This is a genomic window from Ruania halotolerans, from assembly GCF_021049285.1.
Classification (GTDB): domain Bacteria; phylum Actinomycetota; class Actinomycetes; order Actinomycetales; family Beutenbergiaceae; genus Ruania; species Ruania halotolerans.
Map to the genome: position 1 here is coordinate 1436057 of NZ_CP088017.1, position 22686 is coordinate 1458742.

The 22686-nt window shown below is 68.6% G+C and carries 22 protein-coding genes and 1 riboswitch; of the genes, 10 read left to right on the forward strand and 12 right to left on the reverse strand.

What is annotated here, in order from left to right:
- Positions 1-28: 28 nt before the first annotated feature.
- The 5 genes from LQF10_RS06255 to LQF10_RS06275 are packed head-to-tail and all read right to left on the reverse strand — an operon-like array spanning position 29 to position 5298.
- Complete coding sequence (locus tag LQF10_RS06255; RefSeq protein WP_354002634.1) at positions 29-883, reverse strand: ABC transporter ATP-binding protein; 855 nt, start codon at positions 881-883, stop codon at positions 29-31.
- Positions 880-1686, reverse strand: a complete 807-nt coding sequence (locus tag LQF10_RS06260) for an ABC transporter ATP-binding protein (protein WP_231066621.1) — start codon at positions 1684-1686, stop codon at positions 880-882. Before LQF10_RS06260 ends, LQF10_RS06255 begins: the two co-directional genes overlap by 4 nt.
- Positions 1683-2633: an ABC transporter permease gene (locus tag LQF10_RS06265; RefSeq protein WP_231066622.1), complete on the reverse strand. Its 951-nt coding sequence runs from the start codon at positions 2631-2633 to the stop codon at positions 1683-1685. The genes LQF10_RS06260 and LQF10_RS06265 overlap by 4 nt, the downstream gene beginning before the upstream one ends.
- The gene (locus LQF10_RS06270) at positions 2630-3685 is read right to left on the reverse strand and encodes an ABC transporter permease (RefSeq protein WP_231066623.1); all 1056 of its coding nucleotides are present in this window, start codon (positions 3683-3685) and stop codon (positions 2630-2632) included. Before LQF10_RS06270 ends, LQF10_RS06265 begins: the two co-directional genes overlap by 4 nt.
- A 14-nt stretch (positions 3686-3699) precedes the next feature.
- Positions 3700-5298, reverse strand: a complete 1599-nt coding sequence (locus LQF10_RS06275) for an ABC transporter substrate-binding protein (protein WP_231066624.1) — start codon at positions 5296-5298, stop codon at positions 3700-3702.
- A gap of 133 nt (positions 5299-5431) precedes the next feature.
- Here LQF10_RS06275 and LQF10_RS06280 point away from each other — a divergent pair, with 133 nt between their 5' ends.
- Positions 5432-6010 (forward strand): Lrp/AsnC family transcriptional regulator, encoded by a 579-nt coding sequence (locus LQF10_RS06280; protein ID WP_231066625.1) that lies wholly within the window; start codon positions 5432-5434, stop codon positions 6008-6010.
- A 32-nt stretch (positions 6011-6042) separates the two neighbouring features.
- Here LQF10_RS06280 and LQF10_RS06285 read toward each other — a convergent pair whose 3' ends face one another.
- Together LQF10_RS06285 and LQF10_RS06290 are read right to left on the reverse strand one after the other, a co-directional pair.
- Positions 6043-6396 carry an avidin-fold protein gene (locus tag LQF10_RS06285; protein ID WP_231066626.1) on the reverse strand — a complete coding sequence of 118 codons (354 nt, stop codon included), beginning with the start codon at positions 6394-6396 and terminating at the stop codon, positions 6043-6045.
- A gap of 14 nt (positions 6397-6410) precedes the next feature.
- Positions 6411-7595, reverse strand: coding sequence for an ROK family transcriptional regulator (locus LQF10_RS06290; RefSeq protein ID WP_231066627.1), 1185 nt, complete (start codon positions 7593-7595; stop codon positions 6411-6413).
- A 216-nt stretch (positions 7596-7811) separates the two neighbouring features.
- On the opposite strand from LQF10_RS06290, the gene LQF10_RS06295 reads away from it, so the two are divergent.
- Entirely contained in the window at positions 7812-8987 is a 1176-nt protein-coding gene (locus tag LQF10_RS06295) for a Gfo/Idh/MocA family protein (protein WP_231066628.1), read from the forward strand.
- A 43-nt stretch (positions 8988-9030) separates the two neighbouring features.
- Positions 9031-10038: a sugar phosphate isomerase/epimerase family protein gene (locus LQF10_RS06300; protein ID WP_231066629.1), complete on the forward strand. Its 1008-nt coding sequence runs from the start codon at positions 9031-9033 to the stop codon at positions 10036-10038.
- 46 nt (positions 10039-10084) lie between these two features.
- Here the strand turns inward: LQF10_RS06300 and LQF10_RS06305 are convergent, their stop codons facing one another.
- Positions 10085-10666 carry a cob(I)yrinic acid a,c-diamide adenosyltransferase gene (locus LQF10_RS06305; RefSeq protein WP_231066630.1) on the reverse strand — a complete coding sequence of 194 codons (582 nt, stop codon included), beginning with the start codon at positions 10664-10666 and terminating at the stop codon, positions 10085-10087.
- Positions 10667-10761: 95 nt separating this feature from the next.
- Positions 10762-10885: riboswitch (cobalamin riboswitch) on the forward strand.
- A gap of 88 nt (positions 10886-10973) precedes the next feature.
- Here LQF10_RS06305 and LQF10_RS06310 point away from each other — a divergent pair.
- The 7 genes from LQF10_RS06310 to LQF10_RS06340 all read left to right on the forward strand — a co-directional run bounded on the left by LQF10_RS06310 (position 10974) and on the right by LQF10_RS06340 (position 17532).
- Positions 10974-11645 (forward strand): hypothetical protein, encoded by a 672-nt coding sequence (locus LQF10_RS06310; protein WP_231066631.1) that lies wholly within the window; start codon positions 10974-10976, stop codon positions 11643-11645.
- Between the two features lie 36 nt (positions 11646-11681).
- Positions 11682-12731, forward strand: coding sequence for an energy-coupling factor transporter transmembrane component T (locus tag LQF10_RS06315; protein WP_231066632.1), 1050 nt, complete (start codon positions 11682-11684; stop codon positions 12729-12731).
- Positions 12728-14377: an ABC transporter ATP-binding protein gene (locus LQF10_RS06320; RefSeq protein ID WP_231066633.1), complete on the forward strand. Its 1650-nt coding sequence runs from the start codon at positions 12728-12730 to the stop codon at positions 14375-14377. The genes LQF10_RS06315 and LQF10_RS06320 overlap by 4 nt, the downstream gene beginning before the upstream one ends.
- Positions 14374-15204 carry an ECF transporter S component gene (locus LQF10_RS06325; RefSeq protein WP_231066634.1) on the forward strand — a complete coding sequence of 277 codons (831 nt, stop codon included), beginning with the start codon at positions 14374-14376 and terminating at the stop codon, positions 15202-15204. The genes LQF10_RS06320 and LQF10_RS06325 overlap by 4 nt, the downstream gene beginning before the upstream one ends.
- A gap of 71 nt (positions 15205-15275) precedes the next feature.
- Positions 15276-16019, forward strand: a complete 744-nt coding sequence (locus tag LQF10_RS06330; RefSeq protein ID WP_231066635.1) for a 5-oxoprolinase subunit PxpA — start codon at positions 15276-15278, stop codon at positions 16017-16019.
- A complete protein-coding gene (locus tag LQF10_RS06335; RefSeq protein ID WP_231066636.1) occupies positions 16016-16684 on the forward strand; it encodes a 5-oxoprolinase subunit B family protein in 669 nt (222 codons plus the stop codon). Before LQF10_RS06330 ends, LQF10_RS06335 begins: the two co-directional genes overlap by 4 nt.
- Entirely contained in the window at positions 16684-17532 is an 849-nt protein-coding gene (locus LQF10_RS06340; protein ID WP_231066637.1) for a 5-oxoprolinase subunit C family protein, read from the forward strand. Before LQF10_RS06335 ends, LQF10_RS06340 begins: the two co-directional genes overlap by 1 nt.
- Here the strand turns inward: LQF10_RS06340 and LQF10_RS06345 are convergent.
- From LQF10_RS06345 to LQF10_RS06360, 4 genes are read right to left on the reverse strand one after another with little or no spacing between them, the layout of a single operon-like run.
- Positions 17507-19555, reverse strand: a complete 2049-nt coding sequence (locus tag LQF10_RS06345; protein WP_231066638.1) for an alpha-galactosidase — start codon at positions 19553-19555, stop codon at positions 17507-17509. The genes LQF10_RS06340 and LQF10_RS06345 overlap by 26 nt on opposite strands.
- The gene (locus LQF10_RS06350; RefSeq protein WP_231066639.1) at positions 19552-20409 is read right to left on the reverse strand and encodes a carbohydrate ABC transporter permease; all 858 of its coding nucleotides are present in this window, start codon (positions 20407-20409) and stop codon (positions 19552-19554) included. Before LQF10_RS06350 ends, LQF10_RS06345 begins: the two co-directional genes overlap by 4 nt.
- A complete protein-coding gene (locus LQF10_RS06355; RefSeq protein ID WP_231066640.1) occupies positions 20406-21356 on the reverse strand; it encodes a carbohydrate ABC transporter permease in 951 nt (316 codons plus the stop codon). The genes LQF10_RS06350 and LQF10_RS06355 overlap by 4 nt, the downstream gene beginning before the upstream one ends.
- On the reverse strand, positions 21353-22675 hold the full coding sequence (locus LQF10_RS06360; protein WP_231066641.1) for an ABC transporter substrate-binding protein: 1323 nt from the start codon (positions 22673-22675) through the stop codon (positions 21353-21355). The genes LQF10_RS06355 and LQF10_RS06360 overlap by 4 nt, the downstream gene beginning before the upstream one ends.
- Between the last annotated feature and the right edge of the window lie 11 nt (positions 22676-22686).

The following is a 22686-nucleotide window of genomic DNA, read 5'->3' on the forward strand; positions in this document are numbered from 1 at the left end:
TCCTGACCTCTGAAGGCTCGCATCGCCGTCAGCTCCGTTCGAGTGCCTCCGGCAGCTCGAGCCGCCACTCCTCGGGCGCTTCGGCGGCAGGCGCTGCAGGGAGCACACCGCGACCGTCCGGATGGGGAATCGCGGCGAGGAGCGCCCGCGTGTATGGGTGCACCGGGTCTGACCACACCGTGGCAGTCGGGCCGGATTCGACGATTCTCCCGCGGTACATCACCGCCACCCTGTCAGCCATGATCCGCACGACCGAGAGGTCGTGGGAGATGAACAGCATCCCCGCCTCTGCCTCCAGACACAGGCGCCGCATCATCGCTGCCACGGACGCCTGGCTCGAGGCATCGAGAGCGGAGATCGGCTCATCTGCAACCAGGAGATTCGGTTGTGCCGCCAGCGCCCGCGCGATCGCGATCCGCTGACGTTGTCCGCCGGAGAGCTGGTGTGGGTAGCGCGAGACCATGGCCGGATTGAGCCCCACCGCGGCGATCCAGGCAGCTGGGGTGTCGGAGGCCAGCCCCCGCGCCTGCGCCGCGGCCACGCCGTCGGCGATCTGTGCCCCCACACGCTTTCGTGGATTGAGCGAGGAGTTCGGATCTTGGAACACCATCTGGATCGCGGTGAGCTCCACGGGGCGGCGGCGCAAGCCGAGCGGTGGCATCGCGCGACCTCGGAAGGCGATCTCGCCGTCGTGCGGGCGTTCCATTCCCACCACGGCGCGTGCGGTCGATGACTTTCCGCACCCACTCTCACCCACGAGAGCAAGCACCTCGCCGGCTTTGATGGTCAAAGAGAGACCATCCACTGCCCGCACCGTGGTGTGGCCGCGGTACTCGACGACGAGGTTCTGTACATCGAGGACGTTACTCATGATCTGGCTCACGGGGCCTCCTCGATCAGGCTCTCATGCGCTTCGGGCATCGAGGCGAGCAGTTCGCGCGTGTAGGGGTGGGTCGGTGCCGTGAACACCTGACTTCGCGCGCCTGCCTCCACGATGCGCCCGTGCCGCATCACCGCCACATCGTCGGCGATGGCGCTCATCACGCCCAGATCGTGAGTCACCAGCAGTACCGCCAGGTCGCGTTCGGCGGCCAGGTCACGCAGCAGGTGCAGGATGCCGGCTTGGACGGTCACGTCCAGTGCAGTGGTGGGCTCGTCGGCGAGGAGGACCTGCGGATCGCAGGCAAGGGCCAGGGCGATGGCGATGCGCTGGCGCTGCCCACCGGAGAACTGGTGGGGGTATCGGCGCAGGGCACCCTCGGGCTCAGGAACCTGCACGCGGTCCAGTAGCTCCACCGCGCGCTCGCGTGCCTGCCGCTTGGTCACCTGCATGTGGGTGCGCATGTGATCAGTGAGCTGACTGCCCACGGTGAGCTGGGGGTGCAGGCTCGCCGAGGGATCCTGGAACACCATTGCCACCTGTGCGCCCCGTACTCGATTGAGCTCTCGCTCGCTCATCCCTACGAGCTCAGTACCGTTGAGCTGAATCGAGCCGGAGATGTGCGCAGTGTCCGGCAACAGGCCCAGCACGGCGAGTCCACTGACAGTCTTGCCCGAACCGGACTCCCCGGCGAGTCCCTGGACCCGGCCGGGCTCGAGATTCAGGGAGATCCCGGAGACCACCTCGGTGGTGCGGCCACGGCGGCCGAAGGCAATGCGCAGGTCCCGGATCCGGAGTGCGCTCATGGCTTACCTCCTTCGACCTGCGGCGTCTCGACGGCATCGTCTGCGGTGTCCTCGTGCCGCTCCGGTGCGGGTCCTGCTCCCAGTCGTTCAGCGGAGGCGAGCGGATCGAAGATATCGCGCAACGAATCGCCGATGAAGTTGAACGCCATCACCACCGTGAGAATCGCGAACCCGGGAAAGACGCCCAGCCACCATGCATCGATGTGCTGCATCGCGCTGGAGATCATCGCACCCCACTCCGCCATCGGTGGCTGCGCGCCGAGGCCGAGGAAGGAGAGTCCGGTGAGCAGCAGAATCGCGGTGCCGATGTCGAGGGAGGCGAGCACCAGGACTGGGCCGGCCACATTGGGCAGAATGTCCGAGGTGAGCGTGCGCCACGGGGAGTGGCCGAGCAGTCGGCCGGCCACCACGTAGTTCTGCGTCCGCAGGCTGAGCACCAGTGAACGCACGACGCGGGCGTACTGCGGCCATGAGACCACGATCCCCGCCAGTACGGCATTGAATAGTGATGCCCCGAGCGAGGCAGCGATCACCATGGCGAGAATCACCGTGGGGAACGCCATCACGAGGTCGGTCAGACGCATCAGCACCTCATCCACCCAACGGCCGACATACCCGGCGATGGCGCCGATGACGGTGCCGATGATCATCGCGCTCACCACGAGCAACAGCGCCAGTGGCATGGTGACCCGGGCGCCGCTGAGGAGGCGCGAGAAGGTGTCCCTGCCGAGCTGGTCGGTGCCCAGGAGTGTCCCTTCCGCGCCCGGTGGGAGGAGTCGGGGGAGATCCTGCGCGAGCGGATCATGAGGTGAGATCCATGGGGCGAGAAGCGCGGCGACGATCCAGCCGAGCGCGATGACGGCGCCGACCACGGCAAGCGGGGTGCGCCAGGCGACCGGGATGCGCCGCAGCAGAGGGATGCGAGCGCGGGGGCTCCTCGCGTTCATGCCAACCTCACTCTCGGGTCCAGCACGCCGTAGAGAAGGTCCACCACGAAGTTGATCACCAGGTAGATCACGCCGACGACAAGCCCCACACCCATCACACCCGGCAGGTCCAGGGCGATCGCCGAGTTGTAGGCATAGGTGCCCAATCCCGGCCATGCAAAGACCGCTTCGACCAGGACAGTTCCCGAGAGCAGGATCCCGAAGGCCACACCGGCCACCGTCAGGATCGGCAGCGCCGCACCCCGCAGGACGTAGGCTCCGATCACCCGCCGGCGGGGAAGGCCTTTGGCTCGCGCTGCTCGCACGTAGTCGCTGCCGAGGACTTCAAGCACACTGGTGCGGACAAACCGGGTGAGCAATCCGATCGTGAACAGCGAGAGCACCAGGACGGGAAGCGCCAGGTGCGCGACGGCGTCGAAGAAGCCCACCGGATCACCGTTGAGTACGAAATCGATCGTGTAGAGCCCGGTGATCCGCGGTGGCGGATTGAGATGTGGCGACAGTCGACCAGATCCGGGTGCGATGCCCAGGCGCAGGAAGAACAGGTGGTAGGCCATGATTGCCAACCAGAACATCGGCACGCTCAGCCCGATGAGGGAGACCACCCGGATCACCTGATCACTCACCCGGCCGCGGCGGTGTGCTGCCAGCGTTCCGAGCGCCAGTGCGACGGCCAGGCTCAGCACGATCGCGCAGAGCGCTACCTCCACGCTCGCCGGGATCGCCACGGACAGATCCTCGAGCACGGGCCTACCGGTCTGGATGGAGGTACCGAGATCACCTTGGGTGAGGTTGCCGAGATAGATCAGGTACCGCTCCGGCAAAGACCGGTCCAGCCCGTACCGCTCCACGTAGGCGGCCACCGTCGCCGGATTCGACGCCGCGCCCTCGCCGAGGGCGGCGGCGATCGGATCCCCGGGCACCAATGTGGTGAGAGTGAACGTCACGAGGGTGACCCCGATGAGCAACAGCACTGATGTTCCGAGCCGGCGCAGCAGATACCCAGTCAGCGGAGAACGTGTGCGAGCGCGGCGAGGTGTCGTCGAGGTCATGGGCACTCTCGTGCTCAGTTCGCCGGCGCGAGCAACCGGATGTCGAGCGTCCAGGTGGAGTTGTACTCGACGTTGGCGACCGAGCCGTCGCCGGCCAGGTTCACCCCGGGCACCACCAACGGCACGAACGGTCCGTCCTCCTGCATCGCGGCGGCATAGGCGCTCATCGCCTGCTCCCGCTCTGCGGTGTCTGTGGCGGTGGCCGCTGCGGTGACCAGTTCGGCGATCTGGGGTGCATCCTCGGCCGTCCAGCCGGCTCGCAGCCCCACCTTCTCTCCCGGACCGAACGGCAGGAACGAGGAGGAGTCAGCGAAGTCCGGGCCCCAGAACCACATGGAGAAGGCTTCCTCACCGTTGACGTACGGGTCGATCTCGGTGGCGAACGGAGCAGGAGCGAGCTCGACGGTGATGCCAGCGGCCTCCAACTGCGACTGCAACCGCTCGGCAACCGGAGTGAACTCCACCCCACCGACGGGGAAGTCGTTCGGGAACTGCAGTCGGAGCGTCTCGCCGTCGTATCCAGATGCAGTGAGCGCCTGCTCGGCCCGATCCAGGTCCGGGGCGATTGGCTCGGCCAGCGAACCCGGGAACATCGGCGGGATCACGCCGGTGGCGGAGACTGCACCCGCGCCTGCCAATTCGAGAAGTTCGGACGTGTCCACGGAGTACCGCACCGCCTCGGCGAACTCGGGATTCGCCGTGGCACCACCGACCTCCTCGTCCTGGTTGATCAGCAGGAAGATGGTCTGGGCCGAGGGGACCGAGGTGACTGTGAACTCGTCAGCGAGGCCCGCGACCTGGTCTCCGTTGAGATCGACTGCCAGCTGGGAGTCGCCGCCCTGGAGGTTGATCAGCTGAGTCGCTGATTCACTCACGTTGCGGATGACGATGCGTTCGTAGGCCGGGGGCGTGTCGCCGTCGTAATCGGGATTGGCCACCAGCACGACCTGACTGGTGAGGTCCAGTGAGTCCAGCAGGTAGGGCCCGGAACCGACGGACTGTCCGTTCAGGAAGTCCTCGGCGGCATCATCTGCACCGTTCGTGCCGCCATTGGCCTGTACTGCCTCGGAGTTGAGAATGGACAGCGCTGGGTTGGTCATGATCGCCGGAACTTGCAGAGATGGGGTCTCGGTGACCAGACGCACGGTGAGATCGTCGACCTTCTCCACCGTGATGCCGTTCATCAGGAAGTTTGCCTTGGAGTCGGTCATGCCCTGCACTCGGGTGAGGGAGAACACGACATCGTCGGCATCAACGGGGGTGCCATCGGAGAACGTGCGCTCGCCGTCGAGGGTGAAGGTGAACTCGGTCGCCTCGTCGTTCTGCTCCATCGTGGCAAGCGCCGGGAGCGGTTCGTCCTCGTCGGACCCTTCGAATGTGAGCAACGTGTCGTAGACGGCGTGCAGCACCATGTTCCCAGTAGGGACGTAGTTGCGGCCGGGATCACCGGTTTCCAAGGAAAACGCGGTGTCGATCACGAGAGTGTCCGAGACGGCAGGCTCGCCGTCGTCTCCGGAGCCTTGGTTCGCGGTGTTGCCACCGCTGCAGCCGACCAGAGCGAGACTTCCTGCGATGCCGACGGCGATCGCGGTGCGGCGGGACGAACGGAACACAGAATCCTCCGACAGGAAGCACCCTGGACGGGTGGAGCGACTTCGGGCGTACGGCTGCACTATATGTCCACCAGAACCGGCGACAGTGACGAGAGTGACGCATGGCACACCATGGACTGGCAAAATGTCCAGAATGAGTTCACAGAAGCGCGCAACGACTGGACGTTCGGCCGCTCAGATCGACGAGATCGGCTATCGCATCCTCGAGGTCTTGCGAGATAACGGTCGCATCTCGATTGCTGCACTGGCCCAGGAGGTCGGCATCTCGCGTGCCAACGCCTATGCCCGCGTCGAGGCACTCACGCGCGCGGGAGTGATCACCGGGTACACGGCCCAGGTCGATCCCGCACGCGCGGGTCTGGGCATTTGCGCGCTCGTCTTCGTCACGGTGCATCCGCAGACCTGGCCGGACTTCCTCGAGGTCATCTCACAGATGCGGGACATCGAGTCCGCCAAGATCACCACCGGAGAACATGACGTGATGCTCCTCATCAGGGGTGGCGACGTGAATGTCATCCACGGGTTCGTCGTCGGAGTCATCGCTGCTCTCCCGCAGGTCAAGAGCGTGGAGACGGTCCTGGTCCTGGACGAGGTGTTCGACCGTGGCTACCTGCTTCCGAGCGACCTGTCGGCCCGTGCGGAAGCCGTGGCTGAACGCGGACTGATGCGCTACACCCGGACCAACCCGGACCGTCCCAGCCGGATCGGGTGACGACCCGCCGTCGCGTCGTGCCCAGTGCCTCCTCAGGACTGGACGCACACGCTCTCGTGCGCGACGCCGTCGACGTCAAAGGACTCCACCAGGTACAGCAGGCCGTCCCGGCGTCGCTCGACCAGGCTCGTCGCCCGGCCGTGCACCACCGAACCATCGGTGCGCAGGGCATGCGCGAACGAAATGTCGAGATCCTGCGCCCGCAGCGCGCCGACGAACCGGCCCTCGGTCACGGTGTCGCCGATGTACTCACCCCACACCAGCGAGCCGTGCTGGTGGTAGGTGAACTCGGTGGGTGAATCGGGGTCAACCCGGGAGGCAGTCGAGGAGAGCATCCGGAAGCGTAGGCCGTCCAGATCGAACGCGGTGTCAGTGTGGTCGATCATCCGGTGAGTATCTCCTAGACCTCGGGCATCGCTTCAACGGCCACCGGGGCGAGGACATGATCAGCCACAGCGCGGGCAGCGCCCAGCAGGCCCGCGCGCCCCTCGGTCCGGCTGGGCACCACACGTAACCGGGCGGTGGCGAGTGGCAGTGACCGGGCCCGCACCACCTGCTCGATTCCCGTGAACAATGGACTCCCGGCAGCGGCGAACGGTCCGCCGATCACGATCACTGACGGGTTGAGCAGATTGACACAGCCGGCGAGTACGGCGCCGAGATTCTGCCCCGCCAGGCGCATCCGTTCGGCGGCCTCCACATCACCGTCGGCCACGAGGGCGAGCACATCCTCCGCTGTGGACACCGGGCGCTGCGCGGCCCGGAGAGCGTGGATGAGCGCTGGACCACTGGCCAGGGCCTCCAGGCACCCGGTGTTCCCGCAGGTGCACGGCACCGGTGCCCCGCCGGGGACGGCGATGTGTCCAAGGTCACCGGCTGCACCATCGGCGCCCCGCACGAGCGAACCGCCGGCGATGATCCCAGCTCCGATCCCGGTGGCGATCGTCACGAACATCAGGTGCTCGATCTCCGGGTAGACCTCGGCGTGCTCACCGAGCGCCATCAGATCGACATCGTTGTCCACCAGGACCGGGACATCGAAGGTCGCCCCGAGGATGCCGGCCACATCGGCACCGTCCCAGCCCGGCATGATCGGCGGAGTTCGCGGCCTGCCCGTCGCATGCTCGACCGGACCGGGCAGACCGACACCGACTCCGGCCAACGGTGGATGTGGCGCGAGATCTGTGAGCAGCGTGGTGCCCGCTCGACGCACCCGCTCAAGCACAGCCTGCGGTCCTTCATCGATCGCGATCGGTTCTCGATGCTCGGCGAGCACCGTGCCGGAGAGGTCGGTGACCGCTATCGCCAGGTGCGCGGCACCGACGTCCACGGCTAGCACCGTCCGTGCGCTGGGTTCGAACCGAACGGCCGTCGGTGGACGCCCTCCGGTCGAAGACCCCGCTTCGGCGCGGACCAGACCGGTGCGTAGCAAGGCGTCGAGTCGCAGTGTCACCGTCGAGCGGCCCATCCCGGTCTCGTTGACCAGATCGGCACGAGTTCGTGGCCCCCCGTCGCGGAGAAGTTGCAGCAAGGCGCCCACGCCCGCGGCCCGCGAGGGCGCGGAGATGGAGGTGGGCTGCTGCACGGGAGGCTCCTCTACGGGCTCAGCAGGGATCGGGGAAGGGAGCGGCGCTGCGTCTCACCGTAGCCCCAGATCACCACTTTTGCTCGACTCCCGACAAAAGTCTGGGTACGGTCGTATCCATGGACGCGAGAGCCGCCGACGGCGCTCGGCTCGTGGGCGCTCGCAGACGATGACTGACTCCGACCGACGCCCGACCCTTCGAGGAGACCTGTCCCGATGACCACGCAGAGTCCGCCACTGAACGTGGCGATGATCGGCTACGCCTTCATGGGTGCCGCGCACTCCCAGGGGTGGCGAGTGGCCCCCCGCTTCTTCGACCTCCCGCTGACCCCGGTCCAGCATGTGATCTGCGGACGAAACCAGGACAACCTCGACGCGGCCGCCGCCAAGCTCGGCTGGGCCCACACCGAGACGGACTGGCGCACGGCCATCACACGGGACGACGTCGACCTCGTGGATGTGTGCACCCCCGGAAACACGCACGCCGAGATCGCCATCGCCGCCCTGGAGGCCGGCAAGCACGTGCTGTGCGAGAAGCCGCTGGCGAACTCGGTCGAGGAGGCCGAGCAGATGGTCGCCGCTGCCGAGAGGGCCCCGAACGGGGCGAAGGCGATGGTGGGCTTCACGTACCGGCGCGTGCCTGCGATTCAGCTGGCCCGTCAGCTGGTGGCCGAAGGGGAGCTGGGTCAGATCCGTCAGGTACGCGCCCAGTACCTGCAGGACTGGCTCGCCGACCCGCAGGCCCCGCTCTCGTGGCGGCTGCAGAAGGACGTCGCCGGGTCCGGGGCGCTGGGCGACATCGGTGCCCACATCGCCGATGCGGTCCAGTTCATCACCGGAGAGCAGATCACAGGGGTGTCCGGGCTGACCGAGACGTTCGTCGAGGAGCGCCCGATCGAGACCGAGCGGGCCGGCATCGCCGGCGTCGGGGGCAGCGAGCTCGGCCCGGTCACGGTGGACGACGCCGCGATCTGGCTGGCGCGCCTCTCCGGCGGGGCGATCGGCACGTTCGAGGCCACCCGCTTCGCCTGGGGCCGTAAGAACGCGCTGCGCATCGAGATCAACGGCACCCACGGGTCGATCGCTTTCGACCTGGATCGACTCAACGAGCTGCAGTATTTCGACGCCCGCGAAGGAGCCCGCACGAACGGGTTCCGCACGATCCAGGTCACCGAAGGTGAGCATCCCTATATCGCGGCCTGGTGGCCCCCCGGCCATGGTCTCGGCTACGAGCACGGCTTCACCCACCAGGTGGTGGATCTGGTCACCGCGCTCGCCGAGGGCTCCCAGCCCGAACCGTCGTTCGCGGACGGCCTGCGGGTACAGCGTGTACTCGCGGCCGTCGAGGAGTCCTCCACGGCGCACAGCGGGTGGATCGCCGTCCCCGCCTGACCATCCCGCCTGAGGTACCGAGACCGAAACGAAGGAGCAGACCATGGCACGACCGATCACCCTGTTCACCGGCCAGTGGGCCGATATGCCGTTCGAGGAACTGTGCCGCCGGGCGGGCGAGTGGGGCTATGACGGCCTCGAGATCGCCTGCTGGGGCGACCACCTCGACCCCAACCGGGCCGCCACCGACGATGCCTATGTCGCCGAGAAGCTCGCCATCCTGGAGAAGAACAACCTCAAGGTCTGGACCATCTCCAACCACCTCAAGGGTCAGGCCGTCTGCGATGACCCGATCGACCAGCGCCACCGCGACATCCTCCCGGACTCGGTCTGGGGCGACGGCGATCCCGAGGGTGTGCGCCAGCGCGCCGCTGAGGAGATGAAGAACACCGCGCGCGCAGCCAAGCGTCTCGGGGTCACGACCGTCACCGGGTTCACCGGTTCAGCGATCTGGAAGTACGTGGCGATGTTCCCGCCGGTGCGGGACGAACTCGTCGAGGCCGGGTACACCGACTTCGCCGACCGGTGGAACCCGATCCTGGACGTCTTCGAGGAAGAGGGCGTGCGGTTCGCGCTCGAGGTGCACCCCAGCGAGATCGCCTACGACTACTGGACCACCGTCAAGACGCTCGAAGCGATCGGGCACCGGGAGTCCTTCGGGATCAACTGGGACCCCAGCCACATGGTCTGGCAGCAGCTCGACCCGGTCGGCTTCCTGCTGGACTTCCCCGAGAAGATCTTCCACGTGCACTGCAAGGACACCAAGGTGCGCATCAACAACGGCCGCAACGGCCGGTTGTCCTCACACCTGCCGTGGGCCGACCCGCGCCGCGGGTGGGACTTCATCTCCACCGGTCACGGGGACGTGCCGTGGGAGGACGCGTTCCGCGCGCTCAACCACATCGGCTACGACGGCCCGCTCTCGGTGGAGTGGGAGGACGCCGGCATGGACCGACTGGTCGGGGCGCCTGAAGCGCTCGAGTTCGTGCGCAACCTGAGCAAGTACGAACCGTCGGAGGCTGCCTTCGACGCGGCGTTCTCCACCCGCTGAGGCCCGACGCCACCTGCAACTTCACTCCCGGTGGGATTGTGGCCGGTCAGCGGGTGGTGGGTTCGTCTGTCTCGCCCGCCGCATGCCGGGCGAGTACGAATAACAGATCCGAGAGCCGATTCAGGTAGTGCCCGACGGCGGTGCTCACCTGGCCGCCCGCCTCGCGGGCGGCCAGGGCGTGCCGTTCCGCACGCCGCGCCACCGCTCGGGCATGATCGAGGGCCGCACCAAGCGGGGTCGCACCGGGCACCACGAACACCGGGCGCAGCGGGCGCTCGGCGACCAACTCGTCGATCAGCGACTCCAAGCCGGCCACCATCTCCTCGGTGACCAACGAGACCCCCGGCTCGAGTTTGTGCCGCCGCTCTGGGTTCACGGCCAGGTCCGCACCGACCACGAACAACTCGCGCTGGAGTCGGAGGATGATCTCAGCGAGCTGATCCTGATCAGCGTGTGCTGCTCTCGTCACAGATGCGGCTGCCGGCACCGCTGCCCGCGCCACCCCCAGCAACGCGACCACTTCGTCCAGGTCCCCGCTGGTGTCCATCAGGGGGTCGGTCTTGGCAACGCGACCGCCGTAGAGCCGTCCGGTGCTTCCGTCGTCGCCGGTGCGCGTGTAGATCCTCATCGGACCAGCATGGCTCAGCACCGCCATGACGGGCGCGTTGTGGTGTGATTCGGGCCTGCCCCATACGTCACGATCTCACCGTTCGCCCGGTCGGGGCACGACCCGCCATACTGGGTCATTCAGTCCTGGACGCAGGGGAAGCCGGTGTGAATCCGGCGCTGTCCCGCAACCGTGAGCCCGCAGGCAAGTCGGAGTACCTGCCCAGGACGTCGAACCTCGACCCGTCGTGGACTGCGGGTGGCGAGCTCCCAGCGGATACTGCTGGTGTGGGCGCCCTTTCGCAGCTCCCCTGAGAAAGGCAACCACTATGGCCCGCACCCGCTCCGCCGTCGGACGGATCCGCACGATCGCCCTCCCTGCCGTTGCCGCGGCAGGCCTGCTGACGGCGTCCCTCGCCGGCGCGTTCAGCGCACCCGCCGTGGCGGAGACCATGCCCGTGACCGACGCCTGCGAGGGTGCCGAAGGCGTGACCGTGGTGGTGGACTTCACCGACCTCGGTGGCGAGATCGAGACCGGGTGCGCCGAGGGAGACCCGGCCAATGGTCGCGAGGCGCTCGAGGCCGCTGGGTTCACACCTGCAGACTCCCAGCCCGGCATGATCTGCACGATCAACTCCCTCCCGGACCCGTGCCCCGAGGAGTTCGACGGCAATTACTGGTCCTACTGGAACGCGGAGTCCGGTGGCGAGTGGACCAGCTACCAGGTAGGCGCTGACGAGTCCGACCCGGCACCAGGCACCTTCGAGGGCTGGCGCTACTTCGACGGATCTGAGGCGCCTGGGGCCACGCCGGAGGAGCTGGCGGACCAGACGGCCACCGAGGAGAACGGTGAAGGCAGCGCCGCGACCGATGACGCGCCGGAGGAGGGTGCCAATGATGACGACGGCGCCGGCCCACTCGTTCCGATCCTGATCGGGGTCGCTGCCGTGGTGCTGATCGGTGCGATCGTGCTCGTGCTGCGCCGGCGCGCCAAGGGATAATCGCCGGCGCCAGACCACCCGGCAAGGAGCACGCCGATGAACACGATCACGCACCCACTGGCATGGTGGGCGTGGGCCGCGGGCGCGGCCGTCGCCATCATGCGGATCGGTGAGCCGACGGTGACGATGCTCCTCCTGCTCGCGGTGGTCCTGGTGGCGCTCGCCTGCCGGGCGGATACTCCATGGGCGAGGGCCTTTCCCGTGGCTCTGGCCCTCGGGGTGGTGATCGTGGTGCTGCGGGTGGGCTTCTATGTGGTGGTCGGGCTCGGTGATTCCAGCCCGGTGCTCTGGGATCTGCCCGAGATCCCGTTGCCGGGATGGTTCACCAACCTCACTTTGCTCGGGCCGGTACATGCCGATGGGTTGCGCCAGGCCGCCACGGCCGGCCTGACCCTCGCCACGCTCGTCATCACCTTCGGCGCGGTGAACGCCGTCGCGAACCCGCGACTGGCGCTGCGCAGCCTGCCTGCCTCCCTGCACCACCTCGGTGCCGCGGCGGTGATCGCCGTCTCGGTCACCCCGCAGCTCCTCTCGGCCATCGTCCGGGTCCGCCGGGCCCAGCGCCTGCGGGGCGCTCCGGCTCGTGGTCTGCGGGCCTTCACGGCACGGTTGGTCCCTGTGCTGGCCGGTGCGCTCGATCAGGCGCTGGACCTGGCCGCGTCGATGGACGCGCGCGGCTATGCCCGGGCGCACCGGGGTGGGGGCACGTTCGTCACGGTGGCGCTGGTGGTGGCGCTCGCAGCCGCGGTCGGCGGAACCTACGCACTGCTGGACGTGCAAGCACCCCGGCCCCTCGCCGTCGTGCTCCTTGCCATGGGCGTGGTGCTTGCCGTGGCGGGCTCGGTCGCTGCATCCCGGGCGGTGGTGCGCACCCGCTACCGCCGGCAACCCTGGGACGGCCGAGCGTGGCTGGTGTCCGGGGCCGGCCTGGTGGCTGCGGTGCTCGCAGTGGCCGTCACCGCCGCGGCACGCACGACCTGGCCGGTCGCCCTGCCGGGTCAACTGCCACTGGTGCTCGGCGGCGTTGCCGCACTCGTCGTGGCGCTCCCCGCTGTGATCGGCCCGGCCGAGAGGGAGGCGCGATGATCCAGATCGATGGCCTAGGCGTGGCCTACGGCACCCGCGCCGTGCTCGACGACGTCAGCGCCGTCGTCGAGGAGGGCGAGTTGTGCCTGGTGGTGGGACCCACCGGATCGGGTAAGTCCACTCTGTTGGGCGCCGTGAGCGCACGAGTACCGCACCTGACCGGCGGAACGGTGACTGGCACTGTGCGAGTGGCAGGCAGGGACACCCGCACGCACCGTCCTCGCGACCTCGCGGACGTCGTCGGGGTGGTGGGGCAGGACCCGCTCGCCACCTTCGTGACCGACGTGGTCGAGGACGAGCTCGCCTTCGCGATGGAACAGCTGGGTGTGCCGCCGGTGCTGATGCGCCGCCGCGTGGAGGAGGTGCTCGACCTGCTCGGACTTGCCGATCTGCGCAGCCGGCAGTTGAGCACGCTCTCCGGTGGCGAGCAGCAACGGGTCGCGATTGGTGCGGTGCTCACCGCCCAACCGCGCGTGCTGGTGCTCGACGAACCCACCTCCGCGCTCGACCCGGGCGCGGCCGAGGATGTGCTCGCCGCCCTCGCCCGCCTCGTCCACGACGCTGGGGTGACGGTGCTGCTCGCCGAGCACCGGCTCGAACGCGTGGTCGGTTTCGCCGACCGGGTGATCGCCCTGGACGGCGGTCGTGCCCAGGTGGGAGATCCCGCCGCAGTCCTCGCTACGGCCGCCGTGGCACCGCCCGTGGTGGAGTTGGGCCGCGCGGCCGGGTGGGATCCGGTGCCGCTCACCGTCCGAGAGGCCCGACGGCGGTCCGCCGGCCTGCGCGAACGTCTCGGTTCGCCTGAGTCCGCCCAAGCGGGCCGCACTGCTGACGATGCCGACGCTGCCGTCCCCGTCGATCGTGCTGCCGCACCGTTGCGCGCCGAACGCCTGCGCGTGACATACGGCCCGATGGTGGCCCTTGCCGGGGTGGACGTGAGCGTACCCGCGGGCGTGGTGACGGCGGTGATGGGCCGCAACGGAGCAGGGAAGTCCTCGTTGCTGTGGGCGCTGGCCGGGGCCCAGAAGTCCTCCGGTGGGCGGGTGCGTGGATCGGCCACTCGTCGTGACGGCTCTGACGGCTCTGACGGTACGGTCCGTACCGGGGTAGCGCTCGTCCCGCAGTCTCCGGAAGACCTGCTCTACCTGCTCACCGTGGCTCAGGAGTGCCGCACCGCCGATGAGGCTGCCGCCCGACCCGCGGGCGCCACCCGTACCGTGCTGGATCGCCTTCTGCCCGGCGTGCCCGAGGAGGCAAACCCACGCGACCTCTCCGAGGGGCAGCGACTCGCACTCGCCGTGGCGATTCAACTGGTTCGGGAACCCGAGGTCCTGCTGCTGGACGAGCCCACCCGCGGCCTGGACTACATCTCGAAACGTCACCTGGTGATGATGCTGCGTGAGTTGGCAGCGCAGGGTCGAGGGGTACTGGTGGCCACTCATGACGTCGAGTTCGCAGCACAGGTGGCGCACCGCGTGGTCCAACTCGCCGCGGGGGAGGTCGTGGCGGAGGGGCCTGCACGTGCGGTGCTCGCCGATTCGGCACTGTTCGCACCGCAGGTGGCGAAGGTGCTCAGCCCGGCGCCGTGGCTCACCGTGGACGAAGTGCGCGCCGCGCTGCCGGGGGATCTGGGGAGTTCGAGGTGACTGTGGTCTCGGACCGGCCGTGGCTGGCGGCCCGCGCCGTGCCCGTGGGGCCGCGACTGACTGTCTCGCTCGTGCTGGTCTCTGCAGTTGGCCTGTTGGCGTTCGCCTGGCCGCTGCTCGTGGATGCGGGAGCTGTCTTGGACGGGGATGCGACGGCACCCCTGGTGCTCGGGGTGGTCCTCGGCGCGTCCCTGCTGGTGGTGGCCACAGCGGTCAGCGACGGCGGGATGGACGTGCGGGCGGTGGCAATGCTTGGGCTACTCGCCGCAGTCGGTGCCCTGATCCGGCCGTTGGCGGCCGGGACCGGGGGCGTGGAGACCGTGTTCGTGCTGCTGGTGCTCGGCGGGCGAGTCTTCGGGCCCGGTTTCGGGTTCCTCCTTGGGGGGACGACTCTGTTTGCCTCCGCGCTGCTGACCGGCGGGGTCGGCCCATGGCTGCCTTACCAGATGCTCGGCGCCGCGTGGGTGGGTCTCGGAGCGGGGTTACTTCCGCACCGGATCGGCTGGGGCCGGGCCCAGGTACGCGTGCGTGGGGTCGGTGAGCTGGTCTTGCTGGCCACCTATGGTGCACTCGCTTCAGTCCTGTTCGGCATCGCGATGAACCTGTCCTTCTGGCCTTTCCTGCTCGGGGCGGCCACCGAAATCTCCTTCATTCCCGGAGCTGCCGTGACCGAGAACCTCCACCGGTTCCTCACCTACAGCGTGGTGACGTCCCTGCCCTGGGATCTCACCCGGGCCGTGACCACGGTGCTCGGGGTCGCGGTGGCGGGCCATGCGGTACTGGTGACGCTGCGCCGGGCGGCTCGCCGTGCGGTCTTCGTGGCCTGATCGGGCTATCACAGGGTCCGGGCGCCACCTGTCAGACCCCGGCCCTCGGGCCCCCGTGGGATCATCGAGCGATGCGATCGGGAACTTTGGACCTGAACGCTGACCTCGGTGAGGGGGTCGGCGATGACGCCGCGATGCTCAGTGTCGTGACCAGCGCCAACATCGCGTGCGGCGGCCACGCGGGAGATGCCGACACGATGGCAGCGACCTGTGCGGTGGCGCTCACCCACGGGGTACGGATCGGGGCGCACCCGGCGTATCCGGACCGGGAGAACTTCGGGCGAGCGCCGGTCGTGATCAGTGAAGCGGTACTCACGAACGAGCTGCGGACTCAGGTGCGCGCCCTGATCGAGGAGGCGAGCGCCGTCGGGGCGCAGGTGACCTACCTGAAGCCGCACGGGGCGCTGTACCACGCGGCCACGCGCGATCCTGAGCATGCACGGGCCGTGGTGACGACAGCGGCCGAGGCGGGGCTCGCCGTCGTCGGTCCGCCGGGCTCCCTCCTGCTCGACCTGGCAGGCAGAGCGGGCTTGGGCGCGGTGCCGGAGGCATTTGCCGATCGTGCCTATACCTCCGACGGCGGCCTCGTCCCCCGGGAACAGCCCGGCGCCGTGCTGCACGATCCCATCGTGATCGCCGAGCGTGTGATGCAGCTGCTGCGCACCGGCACGATGATCGCTGACGACGGTACGTCCGTTTCGCTGGACATTCGCACCCTGTGTGTGCACGGGGATACGCCCGGCGCCGTCGCGATCGCTACACACGTGCGTGCCGCTCTCGATCGAGCCGGCCTGAGCCCTGTGTCGTTTACATGAGCCTGCGCGTACTGCCCAGCGGGGAACGAGCCGTGCTGTTCGAGGTGGCCGACCTGGCGGCCGTGCACGCTCTTGCCGGCGCTGTCCAGGCTGCGCAGGCGCAGGGCCGGCTGGCCCGAGTGCAGGACGTGGTGCCCGCGTCGCGGACCGTCCTGGTGACCGTGGCCGAGGAGTCGGCGCTTGCAGAGGTGGTGGCGTTCGCTGAGCAGACGGAGCAGACCACGCGAGCAGAACGTGCCCAGGCGGAGGGCGTGAACCGACTCGGCGACCACGAGGGCGATGGCGATGTGGTGGTCATTGACGTCCGCTACGACGGCCCAGACCTGGACGATGTCGCTCGCCTCACCCACATGAGCACGGCCGAGGTGATCGCCCGGCACACCGGGACGACGTACACCGTGGACTTCCTCGGCTTCGCGCCCGGTTTCGCCTACCTCTCCGGACTCGACCCGGTTCTGCATGTGTCACGCCTGGACACTCCGCGCACGTCTGTACCCGCCGGGGCTGTGGCGATCGCGGGGGACAGGGCCGCCGTCTACCCCCGCTCCTCCCCGGGCGGCTGGCGACTGCTGGGACGTACCGACGCCGTGCTGTTCGACGTCACGGCCGACCCGCCCGCGCTGCTGCAGGCTGGGGCACGGGTCCAGTTCCGGGAGGTGTGCTGATGCTGCGGGTGCTGGATGCCGGGCTCGTGCTGATCGAGGACCTCGGCCGCGCCGGCCATGCCTCCTCCGGGGTGCCGGTCTCCGGGGCGGCTGACCGGGGCGCCCTGGTGGCCGCTAATCGGAGGTTGGGCAACTCTGATGATGCCCCGGCCCTGGAGATCATGCTGGGCCGGTTACACCTGCGCGCCGAGCAGGAGGTGCTCGTGACCCTCGCCGGTGCATCGGCGCCGCTGAAGGCCGACGGCATGGTGCATCCGCCCGGAGCGGTGGTGATGCTCCCGGCCGGGGCCGAGCTGGTCTTGCGTACTCCGCCGTGGGGGCTACGTAGCTATCTGGCCGTCCGGGGCGGGCTGGACGTGCCGCTCGTGCTCGGATCGGCCAGTCACGACGTGCTCTCCGGGCTCGGGCCCCCGCCCGTGCAGGCGGGGGACATGTTGGCCGTCGGTGCGGGGACCGGCCCGGTCCCGACGATCGACGCCGGCCACGGGTCTGCGCATATGCCCTTCCTGCTCGACGTGCTGCCCGGGCCGCGACGGGAGTGGTTCACACCCGCCGCGGTGGAGACGTTCCTGTCCGAGCCGTACACGGTGACCGACACCGGCGACCGGGTGGGGGTGCGTCTGGACGGCCCGGTACTGGAACGGGCACGCCCCGGCGAGCTTGCGTCGGAGGGCGTGGTGCGCGGGAGCATCCAGGTGCCGCCGGACGGGAAGCCGTTGATCTTCGGGCCCGACCACCCGGTGACAGGCGGCTACCCGGTGATCGGGGTGCTCACCGAGGCCGCCGCCGATGCCTCCGCGCAGATTCGGCCCGGGCAGCAGGTCAGATTCCGGCACCGAGGCTGGTGAGCACGAGCAGGTCCGCATCACCCGCTGCGCGATGCGGAGCCCACAGCCCCTCGGCCGACTGCGCTGCTGTGACTGCACCGGCGTCGTGAAGCGTGCCATCCGGGCCGAGCGTGTCCACGTGCTCACCGCCCGAAAGGCCGGTCAGGTGCACCGGTGACCGGTGCGCGCCACGCGTGAAGACCATCACCACCCGCTGCCCGGACGTGCGGTACTCCACGGCGTACTGCGGATCCGCCGGGTCGCCGTGGCGATGCACCTCACCCTCGAGCACCACCTCCCGGATCTGCCGATAGGTCGCCACGAGTGAGGCCGCCAGCTCACGGTCGTCCTCCGGCCACGCGAGCAGGTCCCCGCCCACGCCCAGCACCCCGCACATGGCCACCAGGAACCGGAACGTCAGGCTGACTGGTTCACCGGCGGTATCGAGCCGATCCGGCTCATCGGTCACCCACGAACTCAGCCAGCTCGCGGCGTAGACGGAGAGGAACCCGTGCTGGATCGCCAACCGGTCCCGCGGACCCGTCTCGTCACTGGCCCACACCACATCGCTGCGGCGCAGCACCTCCAGATCGGTGCGGCCACCACCGGAGGCGCACGCCTCGAAGGTCACGTGCGGAAACTCTGCTCGCACCAGTTCCAGCAGCCGGTAGTAGGCGCGGGTGTGCTGGACCGACCACTCGCCGCCGTGCGGGTCGCCGGGCCGGCCGCCGTCGCTGACGGGGCGATTCATGTCCCACTTCAGGTAGCTGATGTCGTGCCCGCCGAGCAGGTCGCGGAGCATGCCGGCCACGAACGCCTCCACCTCGGGCCTGCCCAGGTCGAGGACGTACTGGTTCCGGGAGGTCACCAGCGGCCGGTCCCCGGCCCGGTACACCCAGTCCGGGTGCGTGCGGAACAGGTCGCTGTCGGGGTTCACGCACTCCGGTTCCACCCAGATGCCGAACCGCATCCGGAGTGCTCGCACCCCGTCGATCAGCGGGGTGAGTCCGTCCGGGAACTTCGAGGTGTCCACCTGCCAGTCGCCCAGCCCGGAGGCGTCTGAAGTCCGACCGCGGAACCAGCCGTCGTCGAGCACGAACACCTCGGCCCCGAGCGCCGCCGCTCGTTCGGCGAGCGCCAGCTGGTGATCGACCCGCACGTCGAACTCGGTGGCGTACCAGGAGTTGTAGACCACCGGGTGGTGCTGGGCCGAGCGGTCCCGGCGCAGCTCGGTGCGCTGGAACGCGTGCCAGGCCCGGGAGAGGTCGCCTGCGTCGTCGCTGCGGATCGCGTACGTACGAGGGGTGGTGAACGATTCCCCCGGCTCCAGCAGGATCACGCCGGTCTCGTCGTCGGTACCGGCGCCGACCCGCACCCGGTCGGCGAAGGGTGCGGCGTCGATCGTCATCGACCACGAGCCGCTCCACGCCAGCGCCACCGCATACGCCCCCTCGCCCTCGCGCGGAACGAGCGTGACCACCGGCGCATAGGTGTGCGAGGTGACGCCCTGCCGGCTGCCGAGCCCGAATATGCCGGCCGGCAGGTCCACGGTGACCGGCGTCAGCTCCCGGCTCCAGGCACCCACCAGGGCGCCCACCCGCGCGCCCGGCCCCACCGGCAGGTCCCACGCGCCGCCGAACGCCCGGGTGAGCCACAGCGGCTCCTGGCTCGTGCTGCGAATCTCAGCCCACTGAGCCACCGCGTCATGCCGGGTGTCGCCTTCCACGTACACCGTCACCTCGAGGCCCTCACCCCGCCAGACGGCGCACAGCCGGGTTCGCGTCCCGTCCTCGCTGATCGTGGTCTCACCCGGGACGAGGCGCACCCCGGTGCGACCGTCCGCGCGGTGGGCGAGCAGCTCGCCCCGGTGCACGTGGCGGGTCCCAGCCGCCGTCAGCACCGTCGGCAGTGCGTCGTGGCGGGTCAGGAACGACGCGTGCCCCGGTGCTGGCAGTGAGCCGCCATTGGGTCCCCAGCTGCGCAGGTACGGCCCTGCCTCGGTGACCTCGAAGACCAGGGTGCCGGACTCCGTCGGGATTCTCATTTGTTGGCTCCGACGAGCAGCCCGGAGACGAACTGCTTCTGGAAGATGAAGAACACCACGGCGGTGGGGATCGCCGCGATCACTGCACCGGCAGCCACCACGTTCCACTGGCTGACGAACCCGCCTTGCAGGTTCAGCAGCGCCGCAGTGATCGGGAAGTTGTCCTCCGTGCGCAACACGGTCATCGCCCAGATCAGGTCGTTGAAGACCCAGGTCGTCGCCAACGCCGTGAGTGCCGCCAGGGATGGCCGGGCCAACGGCAGCACGATGAGCGCGTAGATGCGCACCGGACCCGCTCCGTCGATGCGCGCCGCCTCGAACACCTCGTTTGGCAGGGCACGCATGAACCCGTGCAGCACGAAGGTGTAGAAGCCGAGACCGAAGCCCACCTGGACGATGATCAGCGCGAACAGCGTGTCGTAGATCCCCAGGGCCTCGGTGATCTTCGCGACGGGGATGAGCAGGATCTGCGGGGGCAGCAGGTTTCCGGCCAGCATCAGCAGCAGGATGACAGTGCGGCCCGGGATCCGGAACCGGCTCAACGCGTACGCGGCGAGTGAGGCCAGGAACAGCGAGAGCACCACCGCCACGACCGTCACGATCGCCGAGTTGCGCAGCGCCCCACCGATGCCGCCGGTGGTCAGCGCAGTCTCGAAACCCTCCCAGCTCAGGGTGGCGGGCAGAGCGCTCAGACCACGGGAGACGATGTCGGAGAACGGGCGCATCGCGACGATCAGCACGAACACCATCGGTGCCACCCAGAGCAGCGTGAACGGGATCATCAGCACGTGGAACCAGGGGGAACGCTGCCCGATCGCGCGGCGCTTGCTCCTCGATTCGGTCACAGCAGTCATGACTCCTCCTGCCGGATGGAACGGACGAGATAGCTGACGATGAATACGATCGCGAGGGCGAAGATCACGACGGCGATCGCCGAGCCATAGCCGAGATTCACCAGCGTGAAGCCTTGCTCGAACATGTAGGTGCTCAGCAGGTGGGTGGAGTTGTACGGGCCGCCGCGGGTCATCGCCCACACGATGTCGAAGGTGCGCAACGAGTCGATTACCGTGACCGCGAAGACCACGGCGTTGACACTGCGCAACTGCGGCATCACGATGCGGGTGAACCGCTGCCACCGGTTCGCCCCGTCCATCGCAGCGGCCTCCTCCAGCGATGGGTCCACACCCTTGAGACCGGCCAGGTAGAGCACCATGATGTAGCCGACCTGCCGCCACACCGCCGCCACCAGCACGGCGTAGAGCGCGACGTCCGGATCGGCCAGCCACTGCCGTTCCAGCACGCCGAGACCGACCGTCTCGAGCGAGAAGTTCACCAGGCCGTCGGGGGAGTACAGCACTCGCCAGAACAGTCCGGTGACGGCGAGGGAGAACACCATCGGCAGGTAGATCGCCGCCCGGTACAACCCGATACCCCGCCCGGGCCGGTTCAGCAGCACCGCCAGCGCCAGCCCGATCACTACTGAGAGACCGCCGAAGCCGATCACCCAGATGACGTTGTTGCGCAACGCCGTCTGGAACGTCGGGTCGGACATCAGATCCTGGTAGTTGCCCAGCCCCACCGGCTCGGCCGCACCGACGCCGTTCCACCGGGTGAAGGAGAGCGAGAACGAGTTCATCGCCGGCCAGAACACCCAGAAGGCCTCGACGGCCAGCGGCACGAGCAGGAACACCCACACCACCCACGGCACCCGGCGGAACACCCGTGCCCACCGTGCCATGGGTGGGCGCGGGCCGCCGGAGGTGGGGGCGGTGGTTCGTTCCGCTGCGGCTGCTGCCGTCACTGGTCCCAGACCCGCTCAGCGGCGGCCTGCCAGCCCTCCAGGATGCCCGGGATGTCGGAGGGATCGGCGAGGAACCTCGTCAACGCATCGTCCGCCGTCGCCTGCAGTGCATCGGAGGAGTCCCGGTTGAAGAACTGGGTGATCTCCTCGGTGCTGTTCAGCAGCTCGATCCCCTTCTGCACCAGCGGGGAGAATCCGGAGGTGTCCACATCCGGGTGGGTGGGCAGGTTCGAGGAGCCGGAGATCTCGATGAACGTCTGCTGCGACTGTGCCGAGGCGAGGTAGGCGAGCAACTCCTTCGTGCCCTCCGGGTTGTCCGTGCCGGAGGCAGCGAAGTAGCCGTCGGTGGGTGCTTCCTCGGCACTGGGGACGTCGGGGTTGATCGGCGGCACCGAGAAGAAGTCCAGATCGTCGCGCTGGTCCTCCGGGAAGAATTGCGTGACGAACGCCCCGATCAGGTACATGGCCGATTCGTTCTGCACCATCGGCGTGACGGCCTCCTGGTAGGAGTATGAGGCCATATCCGGGTCGAAGTAGGGAATGAGCTTCGTGTACTCCTCGAGCACGGCCTCCACCTCGGGGTCGGTGAAGGCGTGCTCACCGGCGAGGAGCTCCCGGTGGTACTGGGCGCCGTTGATGCGCAGATTCAGGTAGTCGAACCAGCCCGAGGCCATCCACGGCGTGGAGCCGATGCCGTTGGCGAGCGGGCTCACACCCCTGCCCTTGAGGTCTTCACACAGGCCGAGGAAGTCCTCCCAGGTCTCCGGTGCGCTCACGCCCCACTCCTCGAAGGCGGACTTCTTGTAGAAGATCGACCACCAGTAATAGTTCGTCGGGACGAAGATCTGGCTGCCGTCCTCGGCGGAGGACAGCTCGCGTAGTGCGTCGGAGAAGTTCGCGCACGCTCCGTCGCCCTCCCACATGTCCGAGACGTCGAGCAGCAGCCCTTCGGCTGCGTAGTCACGGGCCACCGAGCCGGCGTACCAGGTGAGGACATCCGGTGGGTTGGCGGAGGTGAGGTAGGTGGACAGCTGAGCGCGGAACTGCTCGATCGCGACCGTGTTGATCTCGGCATCGCCGGGGTAGTCGCCGATCAGGGTCTCCAGCGCCTCCCGTGGCGCCGGATCGGACTGCGAGTTCTGCAATGTGACCGGGCCGGACGGCTCGCTCGACCCGGACGTCTCGTCGGTGCCGGTGGTCTCTTCCGGTGCTCCTTCGGAACCGAGGCAACCGGCCAGCAGACCGCTGGTACCGAGGGCGCTCGCGCCGAGGAGAAATCCTCGCCGGGAGACCGGGCTGGTGCGGGTGGTGGTGTTCATCGTCGAACCTC

Bases quoted from the DNA above. Each gene is read 5' to 3' on its own strand.
- LQF10_RS06285 (WP_231066626.1), bottom strand. From the start codon at position 6,396: ATGATCGACCACACTGACACCGCGTTCGATCTGGACGGCCTACGCTTC.
- LQF10_RS06340 (WP_231066637.1), top strand. From the start codon at position 16,684: ATGCTGCGGGTGCTGGATGCCGGGCTCGTGCTGATCGAGGACCTCGGC.
- LQF10_RS06295 (WP_231066628.1), top strand. From the start codon at position 7,812: ATGACCACGCAGAGTCCGCCACTGAACGTGGCGATGATCGGCTACGCC.
- LQF10_RS06350 (WP_231066639.1), bottom strand. From the start codon at position 20,409: ATGACTGCTGTGACCGAATCGAGGAGCAAGCGCCGCGCGATCGGGCAG.
- LQF10_RS06305 (WP_231066630.1), bottom strand. From the start codon at position 10,666: ATGAGGATCTACACGCGCACCGGCGACGACGGAAGCACCGGACGGCTC.
- LQF10_RS06270 (WP_231066623.1), bottom strand. From the start codon at position 3,685: ATGACCTCGACGACACCTCGCCGCGCTCGCACACGTTCTCCGCTGACT.
- LQF10_RS06345 (WP_231066638.1), bottom strand. From the start codon at position 19,555: ATGAGAATCCCGACGGAGTCCGGCACCCTGGTCTTCGAGGTCACCGAG.
- LQF10_RS06280 (WP_231066625.1), top strand. From the start codon at position 5,432: ATGAGTTCACAGAAGCGCGCAACGACTGGACGTTCGGCCGCTCAGATC.
- LQF10_RS06330 (WP_231066635.1), top strand. From the start codon at position 15,276: ATGCGATCGGGAACTTTGGACCTGAACGCTGACCTCGGTGAGGGGGTC.
- LQF10_RS06320 (WP_231066633.1), top strand. From the start codon at position 12,728: ATGATCCAGATCGATGGCCTAGGCGTGGCCTACGGCACCCGCGCCGTG.
- LQF10_RS06310 (WP_231066631.1), top strand. From the start codon at position 10,974: ATGGCCCGCACCCGCTCCGCCGTCGGACGGATCCGCACGATCGCCCTC.
- LQF10_RS06360 (WP_231066641.1), bottom strand. From the start codon at position 22,675: ATGAACACCACCACCCGCACCAGCCCGGTCTCCCGGCGAGGATTTCTC.
- LQF10_RS06335 (WP_231066636.1), top strand. From the start codon at position 16,016: ATGAGCCTGCGCGTACTGCCCAGCGGGGAACGAGCCGTGCTGTTCGAG.
- LQF10_RS06265 (WP_231066622.1), bottom strand. From the start codon at position 2,633: ATGAACGCGAGGAGCCCCCGCGCTCGCATCCCTCTGCTGCGGCGCATC.
- LQF10_RS06315 (WP_231066632.1), top strand. From the start codon at position 11,682: ATGAACACGATCACGCACCCACTGGCATGGTGGGCGTGGGCCGCGGGC.
- LQF10_RS06300 (WP_231066629.1), top strand. From the start codon at position 9,031: ATGGCACGACCGATCACCCTGTTCACCGGCCAGTGGGCCGATATGCCG.
- LQF10_RS06260 (WP_231066621.1), bottom strand. From the start codon at position 1,686: ATGAGCGCACTCCGGATCCGGGACCTGCGCATTGCCTTCGGCCGCCGT.